This is a genomic window from Massilia varians (genome assembly GCF_027923905.1).
Taxonomy (GTDB): Bacteria; Pseudomonadota; Gammaproteobacteria; order Burkholderiales; family Burkholderiaceae_D; genus Telluria; species Telluria varians_B.
This window is the reverse complement of the sequence record NZ_AP026966.1, coordinates 1,928,843-1,947,002: the sequence shown is the minus strand read 5'-3', so window position 1 is coordinate 1,947,002 and position 18,160 is coordinate 1,928,843. Positions and strand designations below refer to the sequence as shown.

Annotated in this window: 15 protein-coding genes; 5 read left to right on the top strand and 10 right to left on the bottom strand. The window is 64.8% G+C overall.

Annotation, left to right across the window (positions count from 1 at the left end):
- Positions 1-6: 6 nt before the first annotated feature.
- Positions 7-1,320, bottom strand: a complete 1,314-nt coding sequence (locus tag MasN3_RS08885) for a family 1 glycosylhydrolase (protein WP_281913625.1) — start codon at positions 1,318-1,320, stop codon at positions 7-9.
- Between the two features lie 29 nt (positions 1,321-1,349).
- Positions 1,350-1,814, bottom strand: coding sequence for a DUF2127 domain-containing protein (locus tag MasN3_RS08880; protein WP_281913624.1), 465 nt, complete (start codon positions 1,812-1,814; stop codon positions 1,350-1,352).
- A gap of 95 nt (positions 1,815-1,909) precedes the next feature.
- Here MasN3_RS08880 and MasN3_RS08875 point away from each other — a divergent pair, with 95 nt between their 5' ends.
- The 3 genes from MasN3_RS08875 to MasN3_RS08865 all read left to right on the top strand — a co-directional run bounded on the left by MasN3_RS08875 (position 1,910) and on the right by MasN3_RS08865 (position 4,607).
- Positions 1,910-2,362, top strand: a complete 453-nt coding sequence (locus MasN3_RS08875; RefSeq protein WP_281913623.1) for an FKBP-type peptidyl-prolyl cis-trans isomerase — start codon at positions 1,910-1,912, stop codon at positions 2,360-2,362.
- A gap of 399 nt (positions 2,363-2,761) precedes the next feature.
- Positions 2,762-3,184, top strand: a complete 423-nt coding sequence (locus MasN3_RS08870; protein ID WP_281913621.1) for a post-PEP-CTERM-1 domain-containing protein — start codon at positions 2,762-2,764, stop codon at positions 3,182-3,184.
- Complete coding sequence (locus tag MasN3_RS08865) at positions 3,171-4,607, top strand: PA domain-containing protein (protein ID WP_281913620.1); 1,437 nt, start codon at positions 3,171-3,173, stop codon at positions 4,605-4,607. Before MasN3_RS08870 ends, MasN3_RS08865 begins: the two co-directional genes overlap by 14 nt.
- On the opposite strand, the gene MasN3_RS08860 is transcribed toward MasN3_RS08865, so the two are convergent.
- The 4 genes from MasN3_RS08860 to clpS form a co-directional block, all read right to left on the bottom strand.
- The gene (locus tag MasN3_RS08860) at positions 4,608-6,218 is read right to left on the bottom strand and encodes a methyl-accepting chemotaxis protein (RefSeq protein ID WP_281913619.1); all 1,611 of its coding nucleotides are present in this window, start codon (positions 6,216-6,218) and stop codon (positions 4,608-4,610) included. It lies immediately after the preceding gene.
- Between the two features lie 105 nt (positions 6,219-6,323).
- A complete protein-coding gene (locus MasN3_RS08855) occupies positions 6,324-9,728 on the bottom strand; it encodes a S41 family peptidase (RefSeq protein ID WP_281913617.1) in 3,405 nt (1,134 codons plus the stop codon).
- A gap of 121 nt (positions 9,729-9,849) precedes the next feature.
- The gene (gene clpA / locus MasN3_RS08850) at positions 9,850-12,150 is read right to left on the bottom strand and encodes an ATP-dependent Clp protease ATP-binding subunit ClpA (RefSeq protein WP_281913616.1); all 2,301 of its coding nucleotides are present in this window, start codon (positions 12,148-12,150) and stop codon (positions 9,850-9,852) included.
- The gene (gene clpS / locus MasN3_RS08845) at positions 12,147-12,449 is read right to left on the bottom strand and encodes an ATP-dependent Clp protease adapter ClpS (RefSeq protein WP_027864722.1); all 303 of its coding nucleotides are present in this window, start codon (positions 12,447-12,449) and stop codon (positions 12,147-12,149) included. Before clpS ends, clpA begins: the two co-directional genes overlap by 4 nt.
- 319 nt (positions 12,450-12,768) lie before the next feature.
- Between clpS and cspE the strand changes: the two genes are divergently transcribed.
- Entirely contained in the window at positions 12,769-12,972 is a 204-nt protein-coding gene (gene cspE, locus MasN3_RS08840; protein ID WP_020653506.1) for a transcription antiterminator/RNA stability regulator CspE, read from the top strand.
- 60 nt (positions 12,973-13,032) lie between these two features.
- Here the strand turns inward: cspE and MasN3_RS08835 are convergent, their stop codons facing one another.
- A complete protein-coding gene (locus MasN3_RS08835) occupies positions 13,033-13,164 on the bottom strand; it encodes a hypothetical protein (protein ID WP_281913610.1) in 132 nt (43 codons plus the stop codon).
- Positions 13,165-13,200: 36 nt separating this feature from the next.
- Complete coding sequence (gene icd, locus MasN3_RS08830) at positions 13,201-14,454, bottom strand: NADP-dependent isocitrate dehydrogenase (protein WP_281914466.1); 1,254 nt, start codon at positions 14,452-14,454, stop codon at positions 13,201-13,203.
- Between the two features lie 173 nt (positions 14,455-14,627).
- Between icd and MasN3_RS08825 the strand changes: the two genes are divergently transcribed.
- The gene (locus MasN3_RS08825; protein WP_281913608.1) at positions 14,628-15,176 is read left to right on the top strand and encodes a pseudouridine synthase; all 549 of its coding nucleotides are present in this window, start codon (positions 14,628-14,630) and stop codon (positions 15,174-15,176) included.
- 120 nt (positions 15,177-15,296) lie between these two features.
- Here the strand turns inward: MasN3_RS08825 and MasN3_RS08820 are convergent, their stop codons facing one another.
- Complete coding sequence (locus MasN3_RS08820; RefSeq protein WP_281913605.1) at positions 15,297-17,531, bottom strand: NADP-dependent isocitrate dehydrogenase; 2,235 nt, start codon at positions 17,529-17,531, stop codon at positions 15,297-15,299.
- Positions 17,532-17,831: 300 nt separating this feature from the next.
- A complete protein-coding gene (gene rpsT, locus MasN3_RS08815) occupies positions 17,832-18,098 on the bottom strand; it encodes a 30S ribosomal protein S20 (protein WP_027864728.1) in 267 nt (88 codons plus the stop codon).
- Positions 18,099-18,160: the final 62 nt, after the last annotated feature.

Genomic DNA, 18,160 nt, shown 5'->3' with positions numbered 1-18,160 from the left:
GTCCTCCTATTCCGTGTTCCGGGGTGCGCCGGTGGCGGCCTGCGCCTGCTCGGCCGGATGCATTGCCGGCGCGGCGAAATCGAATCCGGGGTAGTCGTCGTCGAGGGCCAGCGGCACCTGCAGGCACACGCTCTGGGTCGGCAGCACTTCGGTCCAGTCGCGGATCAGGTCGCGGTAGGCCTGCCCGACCGGACGCAGCCGGCGGTCGAGGTCGGCGAGGCCGAGGGCGTTCACGTGGCCGTTGTTCTCGCGCAGGCCGGTGTCCCAGTCGACCTGGTCGGTCAGGGAATACCAGGTGAACCCGACCAGGGGCACGCCGTTGTTGCGTACCCGCAGCACGTTGGCCCACTCCTTGCGCAGCCATTTGACGGCCTCGTCGCCGCACGGTCCCTGGCACAGATTGGTTTCGGTATGCATCACCGGCAGCCGGTAGCGGTTGTAGTACTGGTGCGTGATCACGGCGTAGCCGAAGATTTCCCCCGATGCCATGGTCGAGCCGTCGGCCGACACATGGTGTTCGTTGGTCTGGTAATAATCGTTCCCCATGATGCAGTGATGCTTGAGATTGTTGTTCAGGAAGAAGTGGTATTCGTCGCGCGTCATGCCGTTGTCCATCAGGTACTCGTACATGGTGGAGTCGACGCGACGGCCATAGTTCAGGTCCAGCGACAGGAAGCGCCGCGCGTTCCTGGTTTCGGCCGGGCCGATCGCCGCGGGCGAGCGGGCATGGAAGTATTCGGTCGACTCGCTCTGGACGAACAGCGCATCGGCGCGCACCTCGAGGATGGCGCGCATGGCCAGCAGGTTGGCCTTCACGACGTGCTTGAGGGCGGTAACGAAAGCCCGGTCGCTGCGCAGCTGCTCGTTCCACCAGCCGTACAGGGCGGAAAACAGGGCGCAGATCGACATCTCGTTGACCGGCGTGTACAACTGGACCCAGGGATAGCGCTGGGCAAAGGCGCGCGCATAGTCGGCGAAAATCGCGGGAAAGTCCGGGTTCTGGAAGTCGCCCAGAAAATCGGGCAGGCCGAAATGGCACAGGTCGACGATCGGCACCAGGCCGCGGCGGCGCAGGTCGGGAAACACGGTGTCGGCAAACGACCAGTCGTGACGCCCCGCACCGAGCAGCGTCGTATGCAGCGGGGGACCATAGCGCAGAAAGCGGATGCCGATTTCCTGCACCAGGTCGAAGTCGCGCCGCCACTGGCGGTAATGCCCGCATTTGTCCATCTCGTCCATGCGGACCCGGCCGCCATCGATGGTCGGGATGCTGTTCTCGATGCCGGTGGCAAAGAGGAATCCGGGTTGGTTCGATACCATATGTCGTCCCGTGGATGGGTCACGCCATGTCAATCGGAGCGCCGCGCCGCGCGCCGTCTCTTCAAACTGTAGACCATGAAAGCGACAATCGCCAGGTTAACGGCCAGCAGGGCGGCGCTCAGCAGGCCGGGACGGCGGGCTAGCTCGTCCAGTTCGAACGGCAGATAGAGGGCGCCGCTGGCCGCCGCCAGGCCTTCCGCCCATGCCCGGCCGTGCCACAGGCCATAGGCCTCGACCACGCGCAGGCTCGCGTAAGCGAGGGCCGCCGCCGCAAGCTGCAGCAGGCGCGCGTCGTCCAGCCGGCCGGCCAGCTCGATGAACACCCGGGGCGTGTGGGCGGCGGGGTTCAGGTGCGCATGCGCGACCAGCAGCTCGGCAAGACGCTGGACGTCGCGGTGCACCAGCGCGAACAGGCCGACGCCGGTCAACAGCACCACCAGGCCCTTGGCCGCCTCGAGCGCGGCCACGGCGCGAAGTCCCTGCGACAGGCGCATGCGTTCTCCCCTAGGTCCCGGCAAGGCTTGTCATGGCGCGATCGCCATGTATACTGCCGCTGCCTTCGTTCTTGTCCCTTTTACGAAAGAATACCTTGAAACAGCTGATCTCCTACTGCATCCTTGGCTTGAGCATGAGCCTGGCCGTCACCGGCTGCAAGCGCGCCGACACGCCCCCCGCCGCAACCGCAGCCGCAGCCGCCGACAGCGTGGCGCTGCAAAAGATCGACACCGTGGCCGGTACCGGCAAGGAAGCCACCGACGGTGCGACCGTCGTGGTCCACTACACGGGCTGGCTATACGAGCCGAATACCGAATCGAAGCGCGGCGCCCAGTTCGATTCCTCGAGCGGACGCGATCCGTTCACCTTCCAGCTCGGCGGCGGCCAGGTCATCCCGGGCTGGGATGCGGGCGTGGCCGGCATGAAGGTCGGCGGCAAGCGCACCCTCATCATTCCCGCCAGCCTCGGCTACGGCAGCTCGGGCGCCGGGCCGATCCCGCCGAATGCCAACCTGATCTTCGACGTCGAACTGCTCGAGGTGCGCTGAGCACCGGTTTCGATGGCGCCGGCGATGCCGCCGGCGCCTGTACCTTCCCGCTTTTTCGGCCGATCCCGGCGCCCGTCTTCCCGTCTCGCAAGCCCGGCTTGCAGGCCCCCTTCCCCGCATGGCCCGTCCTAGTCCAGGACTGCGCGCCCGTCAATACCACACTTTTGCCTGCTGCACCTTGCGCACAAAAACAACGCGCAAGAACGCCGTATTTACATCCGCCTTTTGACAGAGAAAACCGAATTTTATATGCACATCGACTGAAACAAAGATACAAAATTTTTAAGTTTTTTGCACAATTTCATTATTTCCAAAGCTATAGTTGTTGACAACCGGCTCTAGAGGCGGGGAAAGAAAGTTATATCGATTGACGTATATTTTTCTGAGAGAAGAGACAACATGCAAATCCGTGTATCCATGCTGCGTAGCGCCATCGCCCTTGCGGCGCTGGCGTTCGCCGGTTCGGCGTTTGCCGCCGGACAGGAAGGCCAGACTGTCGCCAAGGACCCGCGCACCGGCAAGCTGCGCAATGCCACCGCCGCCGAAATGCAAGAGCTCAACGCGCTGCGCAAGGCCGAGCGTGAAGCCCAAAAGGCCGCCCGCGTCGCCTCTGGCGCTCCGGCAACCGGCGTGGCCCGCCTGCAGCAAAATGGCGTCGTCGCCGCCCACGTCGATGAAGAGTCGATGATGCACACCGTGGTGCGCCGCACCGCGGACGGCAAGCTCGAAGCGGAATGCACCCACGGCGCGCATGCTGCCGAAGCCGCCCTCTCCACCCCGGTTTCCACCCACGCCGAGGAGCACCAGAATGAAGTCCAATAAGCGTCCAAGCCTCACCTTGGCGGCCGCGGCCCTGGCCCTGGCATGCGGCAGCATGGGCACGGCCCAGGCGGCGGCGAAGATCGTCATCAACAACCTGAATGCGCCTGGCGTCGGCTTCAACGACAGGACCCCGGCAGCGCCTGTCGGCGGCAATACCGGCACCACGCTCGGCCAGCAGCGCCTGATCGCGTTCACGCATGCAGCCAACATCTGGGGCGCCACCCTGAACAGCAACGTGCCGATCGTCATCAACGCACAGTTCATTCCCCTGACCTGTACCGCCACCAGCGCCGTGCTGGGCAGCGCCGGCGCCACCCAGGTGTTCGCCGACTTCCCGGGTGCGCCGAAGCCGGCGACCCTGTACTCGTACGCCCTGGCCAACAAGCTGTACGGCAGCGAGATCTCGGACACCCCGGGCGGCCAGATCAATGCACGCTTCAACTCCGACCTGGGCAAGCCGAACTGCCTGGCAGGCAGCAAGTTCTACCTGGGCCTGGATGCGAACGAAGGCAACGACATCGACTTCGTCGCCACCCTGCTGCACGAGATGGGTCACGGCCTGGGCTTCCAGACCTTCACCAACGGCCAGACCGGCGCCCCGTTCGCCGGTTATCCGTCGGCCTGGGACCACTTCCTGCTCGATAACACGACCGGCAAGCGCTGGGTCGACATGACCAACGCCGAGCGCGCGGCATCGGCCCTCAAGCCGAGCGGCCTGTCGTGGACCGGCGCCCGCGTGACCGCGGCCGCGCCTTCGGTCCTGACCGCGACCGCGCAGCTGCGCGTGATCGGCGCCGGCGCCGATTCGCCATCCGGCGACCTGTACGCCGTCGGCGAAGCCGACTTCGGTCCGAAGATCGACAAGTCGCCGCTGACCGGGCAGATCGCCGCGGTCGCCCTGCAGCCCGACAGCCCGGGCTCGGCCTGCACGCCGTTCAACGCAGCCAACGCCGAAGCGGTGCGTCGCAAGATCGCCCTGGTCAGCCGCGGCACCTGCGGCTTCACGGTCAAGGTCAAGAACGCCCAGGACGCCGGCGCGATCGGCGTGATCGTGGCCGACAACGCACCGGGCGCAGTCGCCGGCCTGGGCGGCGCCGATCCGTCGATCACCATCCCGGCCCTGCGCGTGACCCAGGCCGACGGCGCCCGGATCCTGGCCAGCCTGACCAAGCCGAACGGCAATGCGAACGGCACCGTGGGCAAATTCGAGCGCTCCAAGACCCAGCTCTCGGGCGCGGATGCACAGGGCCGCGTCACGATGTTCACGCCGAATCCGTTCCAGTCGGGCTCGTCGGTGTCGCACTACAACACCACGACCACCCGCAACCAGCTGATGGAACCGTCGATCAATGCCGACCTGACCCACTCGGTGACGGCGCCGACCGACCTGACGATGGAACTGTTCAAGGACATCGGCTGGTAATCAGCCGGCCGCCTCGAGCGCAAGCCGCCTGCCCGCAGGCGGCTTTTTTTCGTCCCCCTGCGCGTCCTGGCGCAGCTTGAAGGTCGCCACCAGTTCCGACAGCTCGGCCGCCTGCCGGCGCATCGACTCGGCCGCCGCCGCGGCCTGCTCCACCATGGCGGCGTTCTGCTGCGTCGATTCGTCCATCTCGGCGATCGCCTGGCTGACCTGGGCCACGCCGCTGGCCTGCTCGCCGCTGGCGGTGGAGATGGTGTCGAGCAGGCCGGCCACGTCGTGCACGTGCGCCAGCACGGCGCGCATGGTCTCGCCGGCGGCGCCGGCGATATCGGTGCCGGCGGCGATTTCCTCGCTCGAGGCCTTGATCAAGCCCTTGATTTCCCTGGCCGCCGTGGCCGAATGCTGGGCCAGGCTGCGCACCTCGGCCGCCACCACCGCAAAGCCGCGCCCCTCGGCCCCAGCGCGCGCCGCTTCCACCGCCGCGTTCAGGGCCAGGATATTGGTCTGGAAGGCGATGCTGTCGATCATGCCCGTGATGTCGGTGATCTTGTCGGCCGAGCTTTTGATCGTCTCCATGCGCGCCACCAGCTCCTGCACCGCTTCGGCGCTGCGGGTGGCGACCTTCGATGCCGACTGGGCCAGCGCGTTGGCAGAGCGGGCGCTGGCATTGTTGCGGGCGATCGCCTCGCTCAGCTCTTCCATCGCGCCGACGGTCTGGCGCAGGCTCGAAGCCTGGCGCTCGGTGCGGCGCGACAGGTCCTGGTTGCCGTCGGCGATCTCGCCCGATGCCGAATCGATGGCCCGCGAGCCGGCCAGCACCTGGGACACCGTGGCGGCGACCCCGCCGGTCATGCCGTTGAGGGCGTCGAACAGGCGGCCGATCTCGTCCCCGCGCCCATGGCGGATGAGCGGACGCAGGTCGCCCTTCGCTACCTGCTCGGCCAGGCTGACGGCCTGCTGCAGTGGGCCGACGATGTTCCGGGTCAGCAGCCAGGCGAGCAGCGCGCCGATGACGAGGGCGCCCAGGCCGAGCGCCAGCACCAGCGCCTTGCCGAAGGCCGAGGCGGCAGCCGATTCCGCGGCGAGGCGATGCGCTTCACCGGTTTCGTGCGCCAGCAGGGCCTCGAGCGCGCCGGCGTGAGCCTGGTAGTGGCGCTCCCAGTCGCCGCTGACGAGCTGCTCGACGACGCCGGTCTGGCCCAGCTCCTTGGCCTGGAACAGCGCGGCCTGCACCTTGGCCAGCGCCGCCTTGTGTCCTTCCGCCGCGCCGACCAGGGCGGCTTCGCGTGCGCTGCGCGGCAGCTTGGCCAGCTTCGCCTCCAGCGCCGCGGCGGCCTGCCTGCCCTGGGCCAGCTGGGCGCCGAAATAGTCCGCCAGCTCCAGGCTGTCGCTGCGCGCGATGGCGAGCGTGCGCGAGCCGTTCAGGCGTTCCACGCCGAGCAGTTCGGAAGCCAGTTGCTGCCTGGCCAGCTTGTCGTAGACCAGGTCGGCGGTGAGGGCATCGTTGGACTGCATGCGCCACAGCGCCACGGCCGAGATGATCAGGAGGAGAAAGGAGACGATGCCGAAGGCGCCGAGGATCTTGGTGCCGGTCTGGAGCTTCGCGAGGTGCATGGCAAGTATCGAGTTGATCGGATACTTGCAGTCTAAAAATGCAATATGACAGGGCGATGAAATTCCGTGACATCCGCCCGGGCGAATGTCACGGGTGCGGGACGCTTACTTGTTGGCCGGCGGCGCCTTGCCGGCCGCTTCGCCGGCATCCCACTGGCGCTTGAGCGCCGGGATCGCCGCCGGCTTCCACGGCTTGACCGGCTGCTCCTTGAGCTTCTGCTCGAGCAGTCCGATCGCCACTTCCAGCTGGCGGTCGCGGCCCTCGAAGGTTTCGTGCGGCAGGTTGTCGACCTCGACGTCCGGCGCCACGCCGACACCCTCGATCAGCCATTCGCCGTCGCTCGAGAACTGGCCGAACTCGGCCACCCGCGCCATGCCGTTGTCGGACAGGTTGTTGCCGTCGCTGAGCCAGACGCCGGCGCCGGCGGTGCGCTTGCCCACCAGCGGCCCCAGTTTCAGGGCCTTGACGCCGGCGGCGAAGGTTTCGCCGTCCGAGTAGGTCAGCTCGTCCATCAGCACCACCAGGTGGCCGCGGAAGGTGTTCTGCATGTTCGACTGCGGCAGGTTGCCGTTCGCGCTCCAGAACGCCCACGAGCGGCGCAGCAGCTTCTCGATGATCCAGCTGTCGATGTTGCCGCCGTTGTTGCGGCGCACGTCGATGATCAGGCCTTCCTTGTTGATGTTGGCGTAGAAGTCGCGCGCAAACGCGTTGATGTCGCGCGCCGCCATGGCGCGCAGGTGCAGGTAGCCGAACTTCCCTTTCGAGGCCTGCTCGACCTGCTGGGCCCGGCCCTGCTCCCAGTCCGCATAGCGCAGGCTGGCGTGGCGCGCCATGTTGACCGGCGTGACGATGACCGGGCGCACCGGTCCGTTCTGGCTCTTCACGTGCAGCAGCACCTGCTTGTCGGCCTGGTCGAGCAGCAGGTCGGCGATGTCGCGCGCCTCCGCCAGCAGCTTGCCGTTGACGGCCGTGATGACGTCGCCTTCTTTCACGCCCACGTCGGGCGCGGCCAGCGGGCCGGCTTCAAGCGGCAGTTCCGGCTCGCTGCGGTAGACGCGGTCGACCCGGAAGCCGTCTGCGACCCGCGACAACACCGCGCCCAGGCTCGACGGCACGCCCTCGCCGCCCGCGCGGCGCACGTCGCCCGGCCGGATCTGCGAGTGCAGCGCGCCCACTTCGCCCACCATCATGCCCAGCACGTCGTCCAGTTCGGCGCGGTCGGTCACGCGCTCGACCAGCGGCGCGTAGCGCTGGCGCACCGCCACCCAGTCGACGCCGCGCATGTTGGCGTCGTACAGGAAGTCGCGGTGCATGCGCCAGGCGTCGTTGAACATCTGCTTCCACTCCAGGCGCGGGTTGGTGCTCACCGCCCAGTCGTCGATCTTGATGCGCGCCTTCGACACGTCGGCCGGGGCCTTGGCGCCGGCGGCGACGATCAGCATCTCGCCCGGTCCGTTGGCGTTGAAGGTGCGGTAGAACACGTGCTTGCGGTCGGTGCTCAGGCCGAACTCGCGCACGTTGTTGACGAAGGTCTCGAACTGCGGGCTGCTGCGCGAAATCTCGAGGGTCTTGAGCGCGCCGCTGCGGCCGTTGTCCGACTCGAGGACGTACAGGCGCTTCTCGTCGACGGCCAGGGCGCGGTAGTTGCCCGGCGCGACCGGCACTTCGTACAGGCGCTCGCGCAGGCCGGCGTAGTCGATGGCGGGAGTCGGCGCGGCCCTGGGCTTGGCGTCCGCGGCATTCGCGGCGGCGGTGGCGGCCGCGGCCGCGGCGACGGCGGCGGTCTTGTCGGCTTCGTCCTTGCCCGGGGTCTGGACCGCGGCGCGCGCGGCGGCTTCGGGCGAGGCCACTTCCGGCTTGGTCAGTTCGTCCTCGGGCTTGAAGGGGAAGCGCACGCCCGGCTGCAGCGCCAGCGCAAAGATGCCGACGCGGCGATCGAACACCGGCCCCATGTTGCGGTCGCCCCAGGGACCGCCATTACCCACGTTGAAGTGGCGCGAGGACAGGAAGTACAGCCACTTGCCGTCCGGCGAAAACACCGGCGAGTTGGCCGTGTAGCGGTCGGTGGTGACGAAGGCCATGGTCTTGCCGGCCAGGTTGTACAGGCCGATCTGGTTGCGCTGCTCGCTGCTGCCGACGCGCACGAACGCCAGGTTGCGGCTGTCCGGCGACCACACCACCTGGTCCGGACGGTCGGCGCCGACCTGCTTGGCATCGTCGATGATGACGTTGGTCCTGGACTGCAGGTCGAGCAGCCAGGTGCGGCCCTTCTTGTCGGTGTGGGCTAGAAACCTGCCGTCGGGCGACGGGTAGATGCCCGAACGGTGGCTGGCGCCGTCGATGGTGAGGCGCTCGCCCTTGCCGGAACCGTCGGCGGCATAGCGCCAGATCTCGTTCTCGCCGGTGGTGTCCACAAAAGCATAGATCCACTTGTCATCGTGGCTGAACACGGCGCCGCGGGCACGCGCCCCGTCCGGCACCGCGATCTCGACCCGGCGGTAGCTGCCGGTGCCGGCAATGGTCACCTTGCCGCGCGCGGTCAGCACGATGCGCTGGGCCTTGTTGGCGACATCGATATTGGTGAGCGCGTCGAGCGGCGAGTGCACGCGGCGGGTGCGCTGCTGGTCGAAGTCCGAGACCAGGCTGGCCTTCACGAGCGTATCGCTGCCGCTGGCGATGTCGAACACGCGCAGGTCGGCGCCCAGCTGGTAGGCGATGCGGCCGTCGCCCAGCGAGGCGGTGCGCACGTCCCATTCGGTGTGCCCGGTGTGCTGCCTGCGGTCGCTGCCGTCGGGCAGCGCGGACCAGAGGTTGTCGGCGCCGCCGGTATCGCTGATGAAGTAGATGCGGCCTTGATGCCACATGGCGCGGCGGTTGTTGGCATGGTCGTCCTTGAACAGGCGCGTGGCCTCGCCCTTGCCGCCGAGCTCATAGCGCCACAGCTGGGCATGGGCGCCGCCGCGGTAGGCCTTGACGTTGTCGTTGGTCATCGACAGGCCCATGCGCGTGAAGAACACGGTGCGGCCGTCGTCGCTCAGCACGGCATCGTTGGCGTCGGCCAGCGGCAGCACGCGGCGCGTCATCTTCACCGGGTCGAGGGCGGCAACGATACGGTGTTTCGACGGTCCCACCGAATTTTCGGTACTCACCAGGACTTCGCCCTGCGCGGTCCAGCCCAGCACGCTCACGCCGCCGTTTTCGAAAGTGATGCGCTTGGGCAGGCCGCCCCCGATCGGCATCACATAGGCTTCCTGCGCGCCTTCATACGAGGCGGCGAAGGCGACGTGCTGGCCGTCGTGCGAGATCGCGGCCTGGGTCTCGCTGGAAGGATGCGTGGTCAGGCGGGTCGCCGTGCCGCCCCTGGTCGTCGTGCGCCACAGGTCGCCCTCGGCGGTGAAGACGATGTTGTCGCCGCGGATGGCGGGGAAACGGTAGTAGGGGTCGGCGGCGGCGGCCTGGCTGCCGATCAGGGCGAGCGACAGGGCAAGGATGGTGTGGGACAGGGGCATGTTTTGCAGTGGCAAGGTTTACTCAAGAGGAAGAGTTTGCCACAGGCGATGGCGCGCGCGGTGTGCATACGTGCAAAAAAAAGCCGCGCTCGAGGCGCGGCTTTTGTGAGGAGGCCGAAGCTTATTCGATCTCGACCGTCTCGGCCGGAGCCGGCGGCGGCAACGCGTCCCCTTCCGGGAACTCGAGGACGACGTCGTCCTTCTCGTTCAGGTCCACCGTCACGCGGCCACCGTTGACCAGGCGGCCGAACAGCAGCTCGTCGGCCAGCGCCTTGCGGATCATGTCCTGGATCAGGCGCGACATCGGACGGGCGCCCATCAGCGGGTCGAAGCCCTTCTTGCCGAGGAACTTGCGCAGCTTCTCGGTGAAGACGGCTTCCACCTTCTTCTCGTGCAGCTGCTCTTCCAGCTGCATCAGGAACTTGTCCACGACACGCAGGATGATGTCTTCGTCCAGCGCGCGGAAGCTGATGATCGCGTCCAGGCGGTTGCGGAACTCCGGCGTGAACATGCGCTTGATGTCGGCCATCTCGTCGCCTGCCGCCTTGCTGTCCACGAAGCCCACCGAGCGCTTGGTCAGGCTTTCGGCGCCCGCATTGGTGGTCATGATGATGATCACGTTGCGGAAGTCGGCCTTGCGTCCGTTGTTGTCGGTCAGGGTGCCGTGGTCCATCACCTGCAGCAGGATGTTGAAAATGTCCGGGTGGGCCTTCTCGATCTCGTCCAGCAGAAGCACCGCGTGCGGCTTCTTGGTGATGGCCTCGGTCAGCAGGCCGCCCTGGTCGAAGCCGACGTAGCCCGGCGGCGCACCGATCAGGCGCGACACCGCGTGGCGCTCCATGTACTCGGACATGTCGAAGCGCACCAGCTCGATGCCCAGGATGAAGGCCAGCTGCTTGGCGACCTCGGTCTTGCCGACGCCGGTCGGACCCGAGAACAGGAAGGAGCCGATCGGCTTGTCCTGCTTGCCGAGGCCGGCACGCGCCATCTTGATGGCCGAGGCCAGCGCGTCGATGGCCGGATCCTGGCCGAACACCACGTTGCGCAGGTCGCGGTCGATGGTCTGCAGCTTGCTGCGGTCGTCCTGGTTGACGGTCTGCGGAGGGATCCGCGCGATTTTCGCGATGATGTCCTCGATCTCGGTCTTGCCGATGGTCTTCTTCTGCTTCGACTTCGGCAGGATGCGCTGGGCCGCGCCCGCTTCGTCGATGACGTCGATGGCCTTGTCCGGCAGGTGGCGGTCATTGATGAAGCGCGCCGCCAGCTCGGCCGCGGTCGACAGCGCCGAGGCCGAATACTTCACGCCATGGTGCTCTTCGAAGCGCGATTTCAGGCCGCGCAGGATCGCCACGGTCTGCTCGACCGAAGGTTCGTTGACGTCGACCTTCTGGAAGCGGCGGGACAGCGCATGGTCTTTCTCGAACACGCCGCGGAATTCCGTGAACGTGGTCGCGCCGATGCACTTCAGTTGGCCGTTGGCCAGCGCCGGTTTCAGCAGGTTGGACGCATCCAGGGTGCCGCCCGAGGCGGAACCCGCGCCGATGATCGTGTGGATCTCGTCGATGAACAGGATGCCGTTCGGGGTGTCCTTGAGCTGCTTGAGCACCGCTTTCAAACGCTGCTCGAAGTCGCCGCGGTACTTGGTGCCGGCCAGCAGCGCGCCCATGTCGAGCGAATACACGACGGCGTTCTGCAGGATCTCGGGCACGTCTTCCTGGACGATGCGCCATGCCAGGCCCTCGGCGATGGCAGTCTTGCCGACACCGGCCTCGCCCACCAGCAGCGGATTGTTCTTGCGGCGGCGGCACAGGATCTGGATCACGCGGTCGACCTCTTCCTCGCGGCCGATCAGCGGATCGATCTTGCCGTCGGCGGCCGACTTGTTCAGGTTCTGGGTGAACTGGTCGAGCGGGCTTTCCTTGGCCTGGCCTTCGACCTGCGCTTCTTCCACGCCTTCCGACGCCTTGCTGGTGTCGAGCTGCTGGTCCTTGCGCACGCCGTGCGAGATGAAATTGACCACGTCGAGACGGGTCACGCCCTGCTGGTGCAGGTAGTAGACGGCGTGCGAATCCTTCTCGCCGAAGATCGCCACCAGCACATTCGCGCCGGTGACTTCCTTCTTGCCGTTCGAGGCCGACTGGACGTGCATGATCGCACGCTGGATCACGCGCTGGAATCCGAGTGTCGGCTGGGTGTCGACCTCGCCCGTGCCGGGCACGGTCGGGGTGTTGTCACCGATAAAATTAGTCAAAGTCTTGCGCAGGTCTTCGATATTGACCGCGCACGCACGCAGGACTTCGGCGGCTGATGGGTTGTCGAGCAGGGCCAGCAGCAGGTGTTCCACGGTAATGAACTCGTGGCGGGCCTGGCGAGCTTCGACAAAGGCCATGTGTAGAGATACTTCAAGTTCCTGCGCAATCATACTTCCTCCATCACGCACTGCAGGGGGTGCCCTGCCTTACGCGCATGCGTTAAGACAAACTCCACTTTGGTACACGCTATATCTTTGGAAAACACCCCACAGACGCCCTTGCCGTGCCGATGCACGGAAAGCATGATCTGGGTCGCCGTTTCGCGATCCTTGTTGAAGTACTCCTGGATGATCGCAACCACGAATTCCATCGGCGTGTAGTCGTCGTTCAGCAACGCCACCTGATATAAGGGTGGCGGTTTTACAGTTTGCCGCTCCAGCAGCTGTTCGGTGTCATGCTTCGTAGCCATGGGCGTATTCTAATGCTTTCAATATCTGTGCCAAGCGTAAACATCAGCTTGTTTTCATGTGCTTCCATGTTACTGGTTTTCCGATGAATGCGCAGATGGCGATCCAATTGACGAAATCAAGAGTCGTGATACCTCTGCCGTGAAAAATTTGGCAACAGCCCCCCAAAACCGCTTGACTTCAATGATTATTCCACCAACAATGCAGTCATTGACATTGTACTTATGTACTTGTTGATAAGAAGTGAGCAGGCTGAGGAGGGGGCAAGAAGCTTCTTGCTTTTATGGCTCGTGTGATTAGTTAAAATTTGAAAGTTCTTTTATGGCAACTGGTACTGTTAAGTGGTTCAATGATTCCAAAGGCTTTGGCTTCATCACTCCTGATGACGGCGGCGAGGATCTGTTCGCACACTTCTCCGCGATCAATATGAACGGTTTTAAGACCCTCAAAGAAGGTCAAAAAGTCCAATTCGAAGTCACGCAAGGCCCGAAAGGCAAGCAAGCTTCCAACATCCAGGGCATGTAATCTTTCCCCTCCCGGAAGCGAAGAACCCCGCCACGGCGGGGTTTTTTTCGCCCCTGTATTTTATGCATCCCGGGTACGAGCATAAGCCAGTTCCGCCGAGAAGTCGCGGGTGTCTTTCAACAGTGCGGCGATGCGCTCGCAGTCTGCAATCGCCGCCTCCAGAAAAAAGATGCCCCGCGCGCGGAGACGCACGGGGCGCTCATCCTGGCCGAAGCCTGGATGGGGCCTTTACATCTGCTCGATCATCACTTCGCCGAAGCCCGAGCACGACACCTGCGTCGCGCCTTCCATCAGGCGCGCGAAGTCGTAGGTGACTTTTTTCGAGGTGATCGCACGTTCCATCGCCCTGATGATGAGATCGGCCGCTTCGGTCCACCCCATATGGCGCAGCATCATCTCCGCCGACAGGATGAGCGAACCCGGATTGACGTAGTCCTTGCCGGCATACTTCGGCGCGGTGCCGTGGGTCGCCTCGAACATGGCCACCGAATCCGACATGTTGGCGCCCGGCGCGATGCCGATGCCGCCGACCTGGGCCGCCAGCGCGTCGGAGATGTAGTCGCCGTTCAGGTTCAGGGTGGCGATCACGCTGTACTCGGCCGGGCGCAGCAGGATCTGCTGCAGGAAGGCGTCGGCGATCGAATCCTTGATCGTGATCTCGCGGCCGCTCTTCGGGTTCTTGAACTTGCACCATGGGCCGCCGTCGATAAGCTCGGCGCCGAATTCGCGCTGCGCCAGCGCATAGCCCCAGTCGCGGAAACCGCCCTCGGTATATTTCATGATGTTGCCCTTGTGGACCAGGGTCACCGAGGGCTTGTCGTTGTCGATCGCGTACTGGATCGCCTTGCGCACCAGGCGCTCGGTGCCTTCGCGCGAGACCGGCTTGATCCCCAGGCCCGAGGTCTCCGGGAAGCGGATCTTCTTGACGCCCATCTCTTCGGTCAGGAACTTGATCACTTTCTTGACGCCGTCCGAGCCTTCGGCCCACTCGATGCCGGCATAGATGTCTTCCGAGTTCTCGCGGAAGATCACCATGTCGGTCTTTTCCGGCTGCTTCAGCGGCGAAGGCACGCCGGCAAAATAGCGCACCGGGCGCAGGCAGACGTACAGGTCGAGTTCCTGGCGCAGCGCGACGTTGAGCGAGCGGATGCCGCCGCCCACCGGGGTGGTCAAGGGGCCCTTGATCGACACCACGTAGTCCTTCACCACCTCGAGGGTCTCGGCGGGCAGCCAGACATCCGGGCCGTAGACCTGGGTCGATTTTTCGCCGGCGTAGATTTCCATCCAGCTGATTCTCCGCGCGCCGCCATAGGCTTTGGCCACGGCCGCATCCACCACCTTGAGCATGACCGGGGTGATGTCGACGCCGGTGCCGTCACCCACGATGTACGGAATGACCGGATTGTCCGGCACGTTCAGCGAGAAGTCGGCGTTGACGCTGATTTTCTGGCCGTCGGCCGGGACCTTGATATGTTGGTACATCATGCTCTCCCATGTGGTCGCGTGGCAGGCCGCATCCGGCGTCGCCTGCATTTCATCTACAATGTGGAATATGCCTGCAAGTCTTGTATAAGACAGCTTCCCAGCATCTTGCATTATGCACCAGTATTTTCCGAGGCGCTACGCAGCACCTTTTATGTACCGATTCGCACTCCATGCCTCTGATCCTCTTCAATAAACCCTTCCAGGTCCTGTGCCAGTTCTCCACCCAGGATGAGCGCGAGACCCTCGCCAACTACCTGGACATCCCGAACATCTACCCGGCCGGCCGGCTGGATGCCGACAGCGAGGGCCTGATGCTGCTGACCGACGACGGCAAGCTGCAGCACCGAATCGCCCATCCCGACCACAAGGAAGCCAAGACCTACCTGGTGCAGGTGGACGGCGTGGCCGACGGCGCCGCCCTGGCGCGGCTGCAGGCGCCGCTGGACCTGGGCGACTTCGTGACCAAGCCGTGCCGCGCGGTGCGCATCGCCGAACCGGCCTGGCTGTGGCCGCGCAATCCGCCGATCCGCGCGCGCCAGGACAAGCCCACCAGCTGGATCGCGGTCACGCTGGAGGAAGGGAAAAACCGGCAGGTGCGCAGGATGACGGCGGCGGTGGGATTGCCGACCTTGCGGCTGGTGCGCTCGAGCATCGGGCCGTTTTCGCTGGCGACGCATCCCTTGATGCCGGGCGAATTTATAGAAGTCGCTTACTCGTAGTTCGACTCGGATGCGTCGTGACGGCGCATGGTGTGGTTGAACGCGCGGTCGGCATAGCCGACCACCCTACAAAAAACGCCGACCCGCAGGTCGGCGTTTTCATGCGATGCAGTCGATCGCTCAGGCGGCGAACGACTCCAGCGCAGCGTTGAAGGTCGCGCTCGGACGCATCACGGCTTTCACCTTGGCGTCGTCGGCCTTGTAGTAGCCGCCGATGTCGACCGGCTTGCCCTGCACTTCCAAGAGTTCGGCAACGATCTTCTGCTCGTTCTCCGCCAGCTGCTTGGCCAGCGGCGCAAACTTGGCTGCCAGTTCGGCATCCTCGGTCTGCGCGGCCAGTTCTTGCGCCCAGTACATCGACAGGTAGAACTGGCTGCCGCGGTTGTCGAGCTCACCGGTCTTCGGCGACGGGCCCTTGCGGTTGTCCAGCAGGCGGCCGGTGGCGGTGTCCAGGGTCTTGGCCAGCACCTTGGCTTTGTTGTTGCCGGTCTTCAGGCCCAGGTCTTCCAGCGACACGGCCAGCGCCAGGAATTCGCCCAGCGAATCCCAGCGCAGGTGGTTCTCTTCCACCAGCTGCTGCACGTGCTTGGGAGCCGAGCCGCCCGCGCCGGTTTCGTACATGCCGCCGCCGGCCATCAGCGGGACGATCGACAGCATCTTGGCGCTGGTGCCCAGTTCCAGGATCGGGAACAGGTCGGTCAGGTAGTCGCGCAGGATGTTGCCGGTCACCGAGATGGTGTCCAGGCCGCGCGAGACGCGCTCCAGGGTGTAGCGCATGGCACGAACCTGCGACATGATCTGGATGTCCAGGCCGCTGGTGTCGTGATCCTTCAGGTAGGTCTTGACCTTCTTGATCAGCTCGTTCTCGTGCGGACGGTACGGGTCCAGCCAGAACACGGCCGGCATGCCCGAGTTGCGCGCGCGGGTGACCGCCAGCTTGACCCAGTCGCGGATCGGCGCGTCCTTCACCTGGCACATGCGCCAGATGTCGCCCTGCTCGACGTTCTGCGACAGCAGCACTTCGCCGGTGGCGAGGTCGACGATGTTGGCCACGCCGTCTTCCTGGATTTCGAAGGTCTTGTCGTGCGAGCCGTATTCCTCGGCCTGCTGCGCCATCAGGCCCACGTTCGGGACGGTGCCCATGGTGCGCGGGTCGAATGCGCCGTGCCATTTGCAGAAGTTGATCACTTCCTGGTAGATGCGCGCAAAAGTCGATTCCGGGATCACCGCCTTGACTTCCTTCAGGCGGCCGTCGGCGCCGTACATCTTGCCGCCGGCGCGGATCATGGCCGGCATCGATGCGTCGACGATCACGTCGTTCGGCGAGTGGAAGTTGGTGATGCCCTTGGCCGAGTCGACCATGGCCAGCGCCGGACGGTGTTCCTGGCAGGCGTGCAGGTCGCGCTCGATCTCTTCGCGCTGCGAGGCCGGCAGGTCGGCGATCTTGTTGTACAGGTCGGCCATGCCGTTGTTGACGTTGATGCCGAGGCTGTCGAACAGGGCGCCGTGCTTCTCGAACGCTTCCTTGTAGAACATGCGCACGCAGTGGCCGAACACGATCGGGTGCGAGACCTTCATCATGGTCGCCTTGACGTGCAGCGAGAACAGCACGCCGGTGTTCTTGGCGTCTTCGATCTGCTTCTCGTAGAAGGCCAGCAGGGCCTTGCGGCTCATGAACATCGAGTCGATGATCTCGCCGGCCTGCAGCGCGACCTTCGGCTTCAGCACGATGGTCTGGCCCGACTTGGTGACCAGTTCCATCTTGACGTCGCGGGCGGCGTCCAGGGTCATCGACTTTTCGCCGTGGTAGAAGTCGCCGTGGGTCATGTGCGACACGTGGGTGCGCGATGCCTGCGACCATTCGCCCATCGAGTGCGGGTTCTTGCGTGCGTATTCCTTGACCGCTTTTGGTGCGCGGCGGTCCGAGTTACCTTCGCGCAGGACCGGGTTCACCGACGAGCCGATGCACTTGGCGTAGCGGGCCTTGATGGCCCGCTCTTCGTCGGTCTTCGGGTCGGCTGGGTAGTCCGGCAGGTTGTAGCCCTTGGCCTGCAGTTCCTTGATGGCGGCGGTCAGCTGGCCCACCGAGGCCGAGATGTTCGGCAGCTTGATGATGTTCGCGTCCGGCTCCAGGGTCTTCTTGCCCAGCTCGCTCAAGGCGTCCGGGACGCGCTGTTCCGGGGTCAGGTTTTCCGGGAACTGCGCCAGGATACGGGCGGCGACCGAGATGTCGCTCTGCTCGACCTTGATGCCTGCCGGCTTGGTGAAGGTGCTGACGACAGGCAGGAAGGCGTGGGTCGCCAGCAGCGGGGCCTCGTCGGTCAGGGTGTAGATGATGGTCGGATCACTGCTCATACGCTTTTTCCTCGATGATCGCGCGGGTCGCACGATGTCAAAAACAGGTGGTAACGCTCAGGTCTTGGAGTCGAGACTTCGCGAAGTCTTCTATAAGACATAAGACGGCGTTTCACATTATGCACCAGTATTTTACTGTGCGCCATGGGTTTTGAACTTTAGAGCGCCTGCCGAAGGGGGCGGATTCGGAGCGAGCCCGAGCATATGCGACAAACGACAAAACCCGCCAGGACCGAAGTCGGGCGGGTCTTGCTCTGCACAGAACTGCCTGCGCGGCCTAGGCCGCACGCACCTCGCTAATTAAGCGGACAGTGCCTTCAGGGCAGCAGCCAGGCGGCTCTTGTGGCGGGCGGCCTTGTTCTTGTGGATGATCTTCTTGTCAGCGATGCTGTCGATGGTCGACACGGACTGCTGGAAGATGGTGGTTGCAGCGGCCTTGTCGCCAGCCTGGATGGCCTTGCGAACTGCCTTGATTGCGGTACGCAGGGTCGAACGCTGCGACGAGTTGTGCGCGTTTTGCTTAACTGCTTGACGAGCGCGTTTGCGCGCCTGTGCGGTATTTGCCATGAAATTTCCTAAATCGGGGTCAAGTTGCGTTTGCAAACATTCGCGAGTGAAACTGGCGCCTC

Bases quoted from the DNA above. Each gene is read 5' to 3' on its own strand.
- MasN3_RS08885 (WP_281913625.1), bottom strand. From the start codon at position 1,320: ATGGTATCGAACCAACCCGGATTCCTCTTTGCCACCGGCATCGAGAAC.
- MasN3_RS08880 (WP_281913624.1), bottom strand. From the start codon at position 1,814: ATGCGCCTGTCGCAGGGACTTCGCGCCGTGGCCGCGCTCGAGGCGGCC.
- MasN3_RS08870 (WP_281913621.1), top strand. From the start codon at position 2,762: ATGCAAATCCGTGTATCCATGCTGCGTAGCGCCATCGCCCTTGCGGCG.
- MasN3_RS08865 (WP_281913620.1), top strand. From the start codon at position 3,171: ATGAAGTCCAATAAGCGTCCAAGCCTCACCTTGGCGGCCGCGGCCCTG.
- MasN3_RS08860 (WP_281913619.1), bottom strand. From the start codon at position 6,218: ATGCACCTCGCGAAGCTCCAGACCGGCACCAAGATCCTCGGCGCCTTC.
- MasN3_RS08855 (WP_281913617.1), bottom strand. From the start codon at position 9,728: ATGCCCCTGTCCCACACCATCCTTGCCCTGTCGCTCGCCCTGATCGGC.
- clpA (WP_281913616.1), bottom strand. From the start codon at position 12,150: ATGATTGCGCAGGAACTTGAAGTATCTCTACACATGGCCTTTGTCGAA.
- clpS (WP_027864722.1), bottom strand. From the start codon at position 12,449: ATGGCTACGAAGCATGACACCGAACAGCTGCTGGAGCGGCAAACTGTA.
- cspE (WP_020653506.1), top strand. From the start codon at position 12,769: ATGGCAACTGGTACTGTTAAGTGGTTCAATGATTCCAAAGGCTTTGGC.
- icd (WP_281914466.1), bottom strand. From the start codon at position 14,454: ATGTACCAACATATCAAGGTCCCGGCCGACGGCCAGAAAATCAGCGTC.
- MasN3_RS08825 (WP_281913608.1), top strand. From the start codon at position 14,628: ATGCCTCTGATCCTCTTCAATAAACCCTTCCAGGTCCTGTGCCAGTTC.
- MasN3_RS08820 (WP_281913605.1), bottom strand. From the start codon at position 17,531: ATGAGCAGTGATCCGACCATCATCTACACCCTGACCGACGAGGCCCCG.
- rpsT (WP_027864728.1), bottom strand. From the start codon at position 18,098: ATGGCAAATACCGCACAGGCGCGCAAACGCGCTCGTCAAGCAGTTAAG.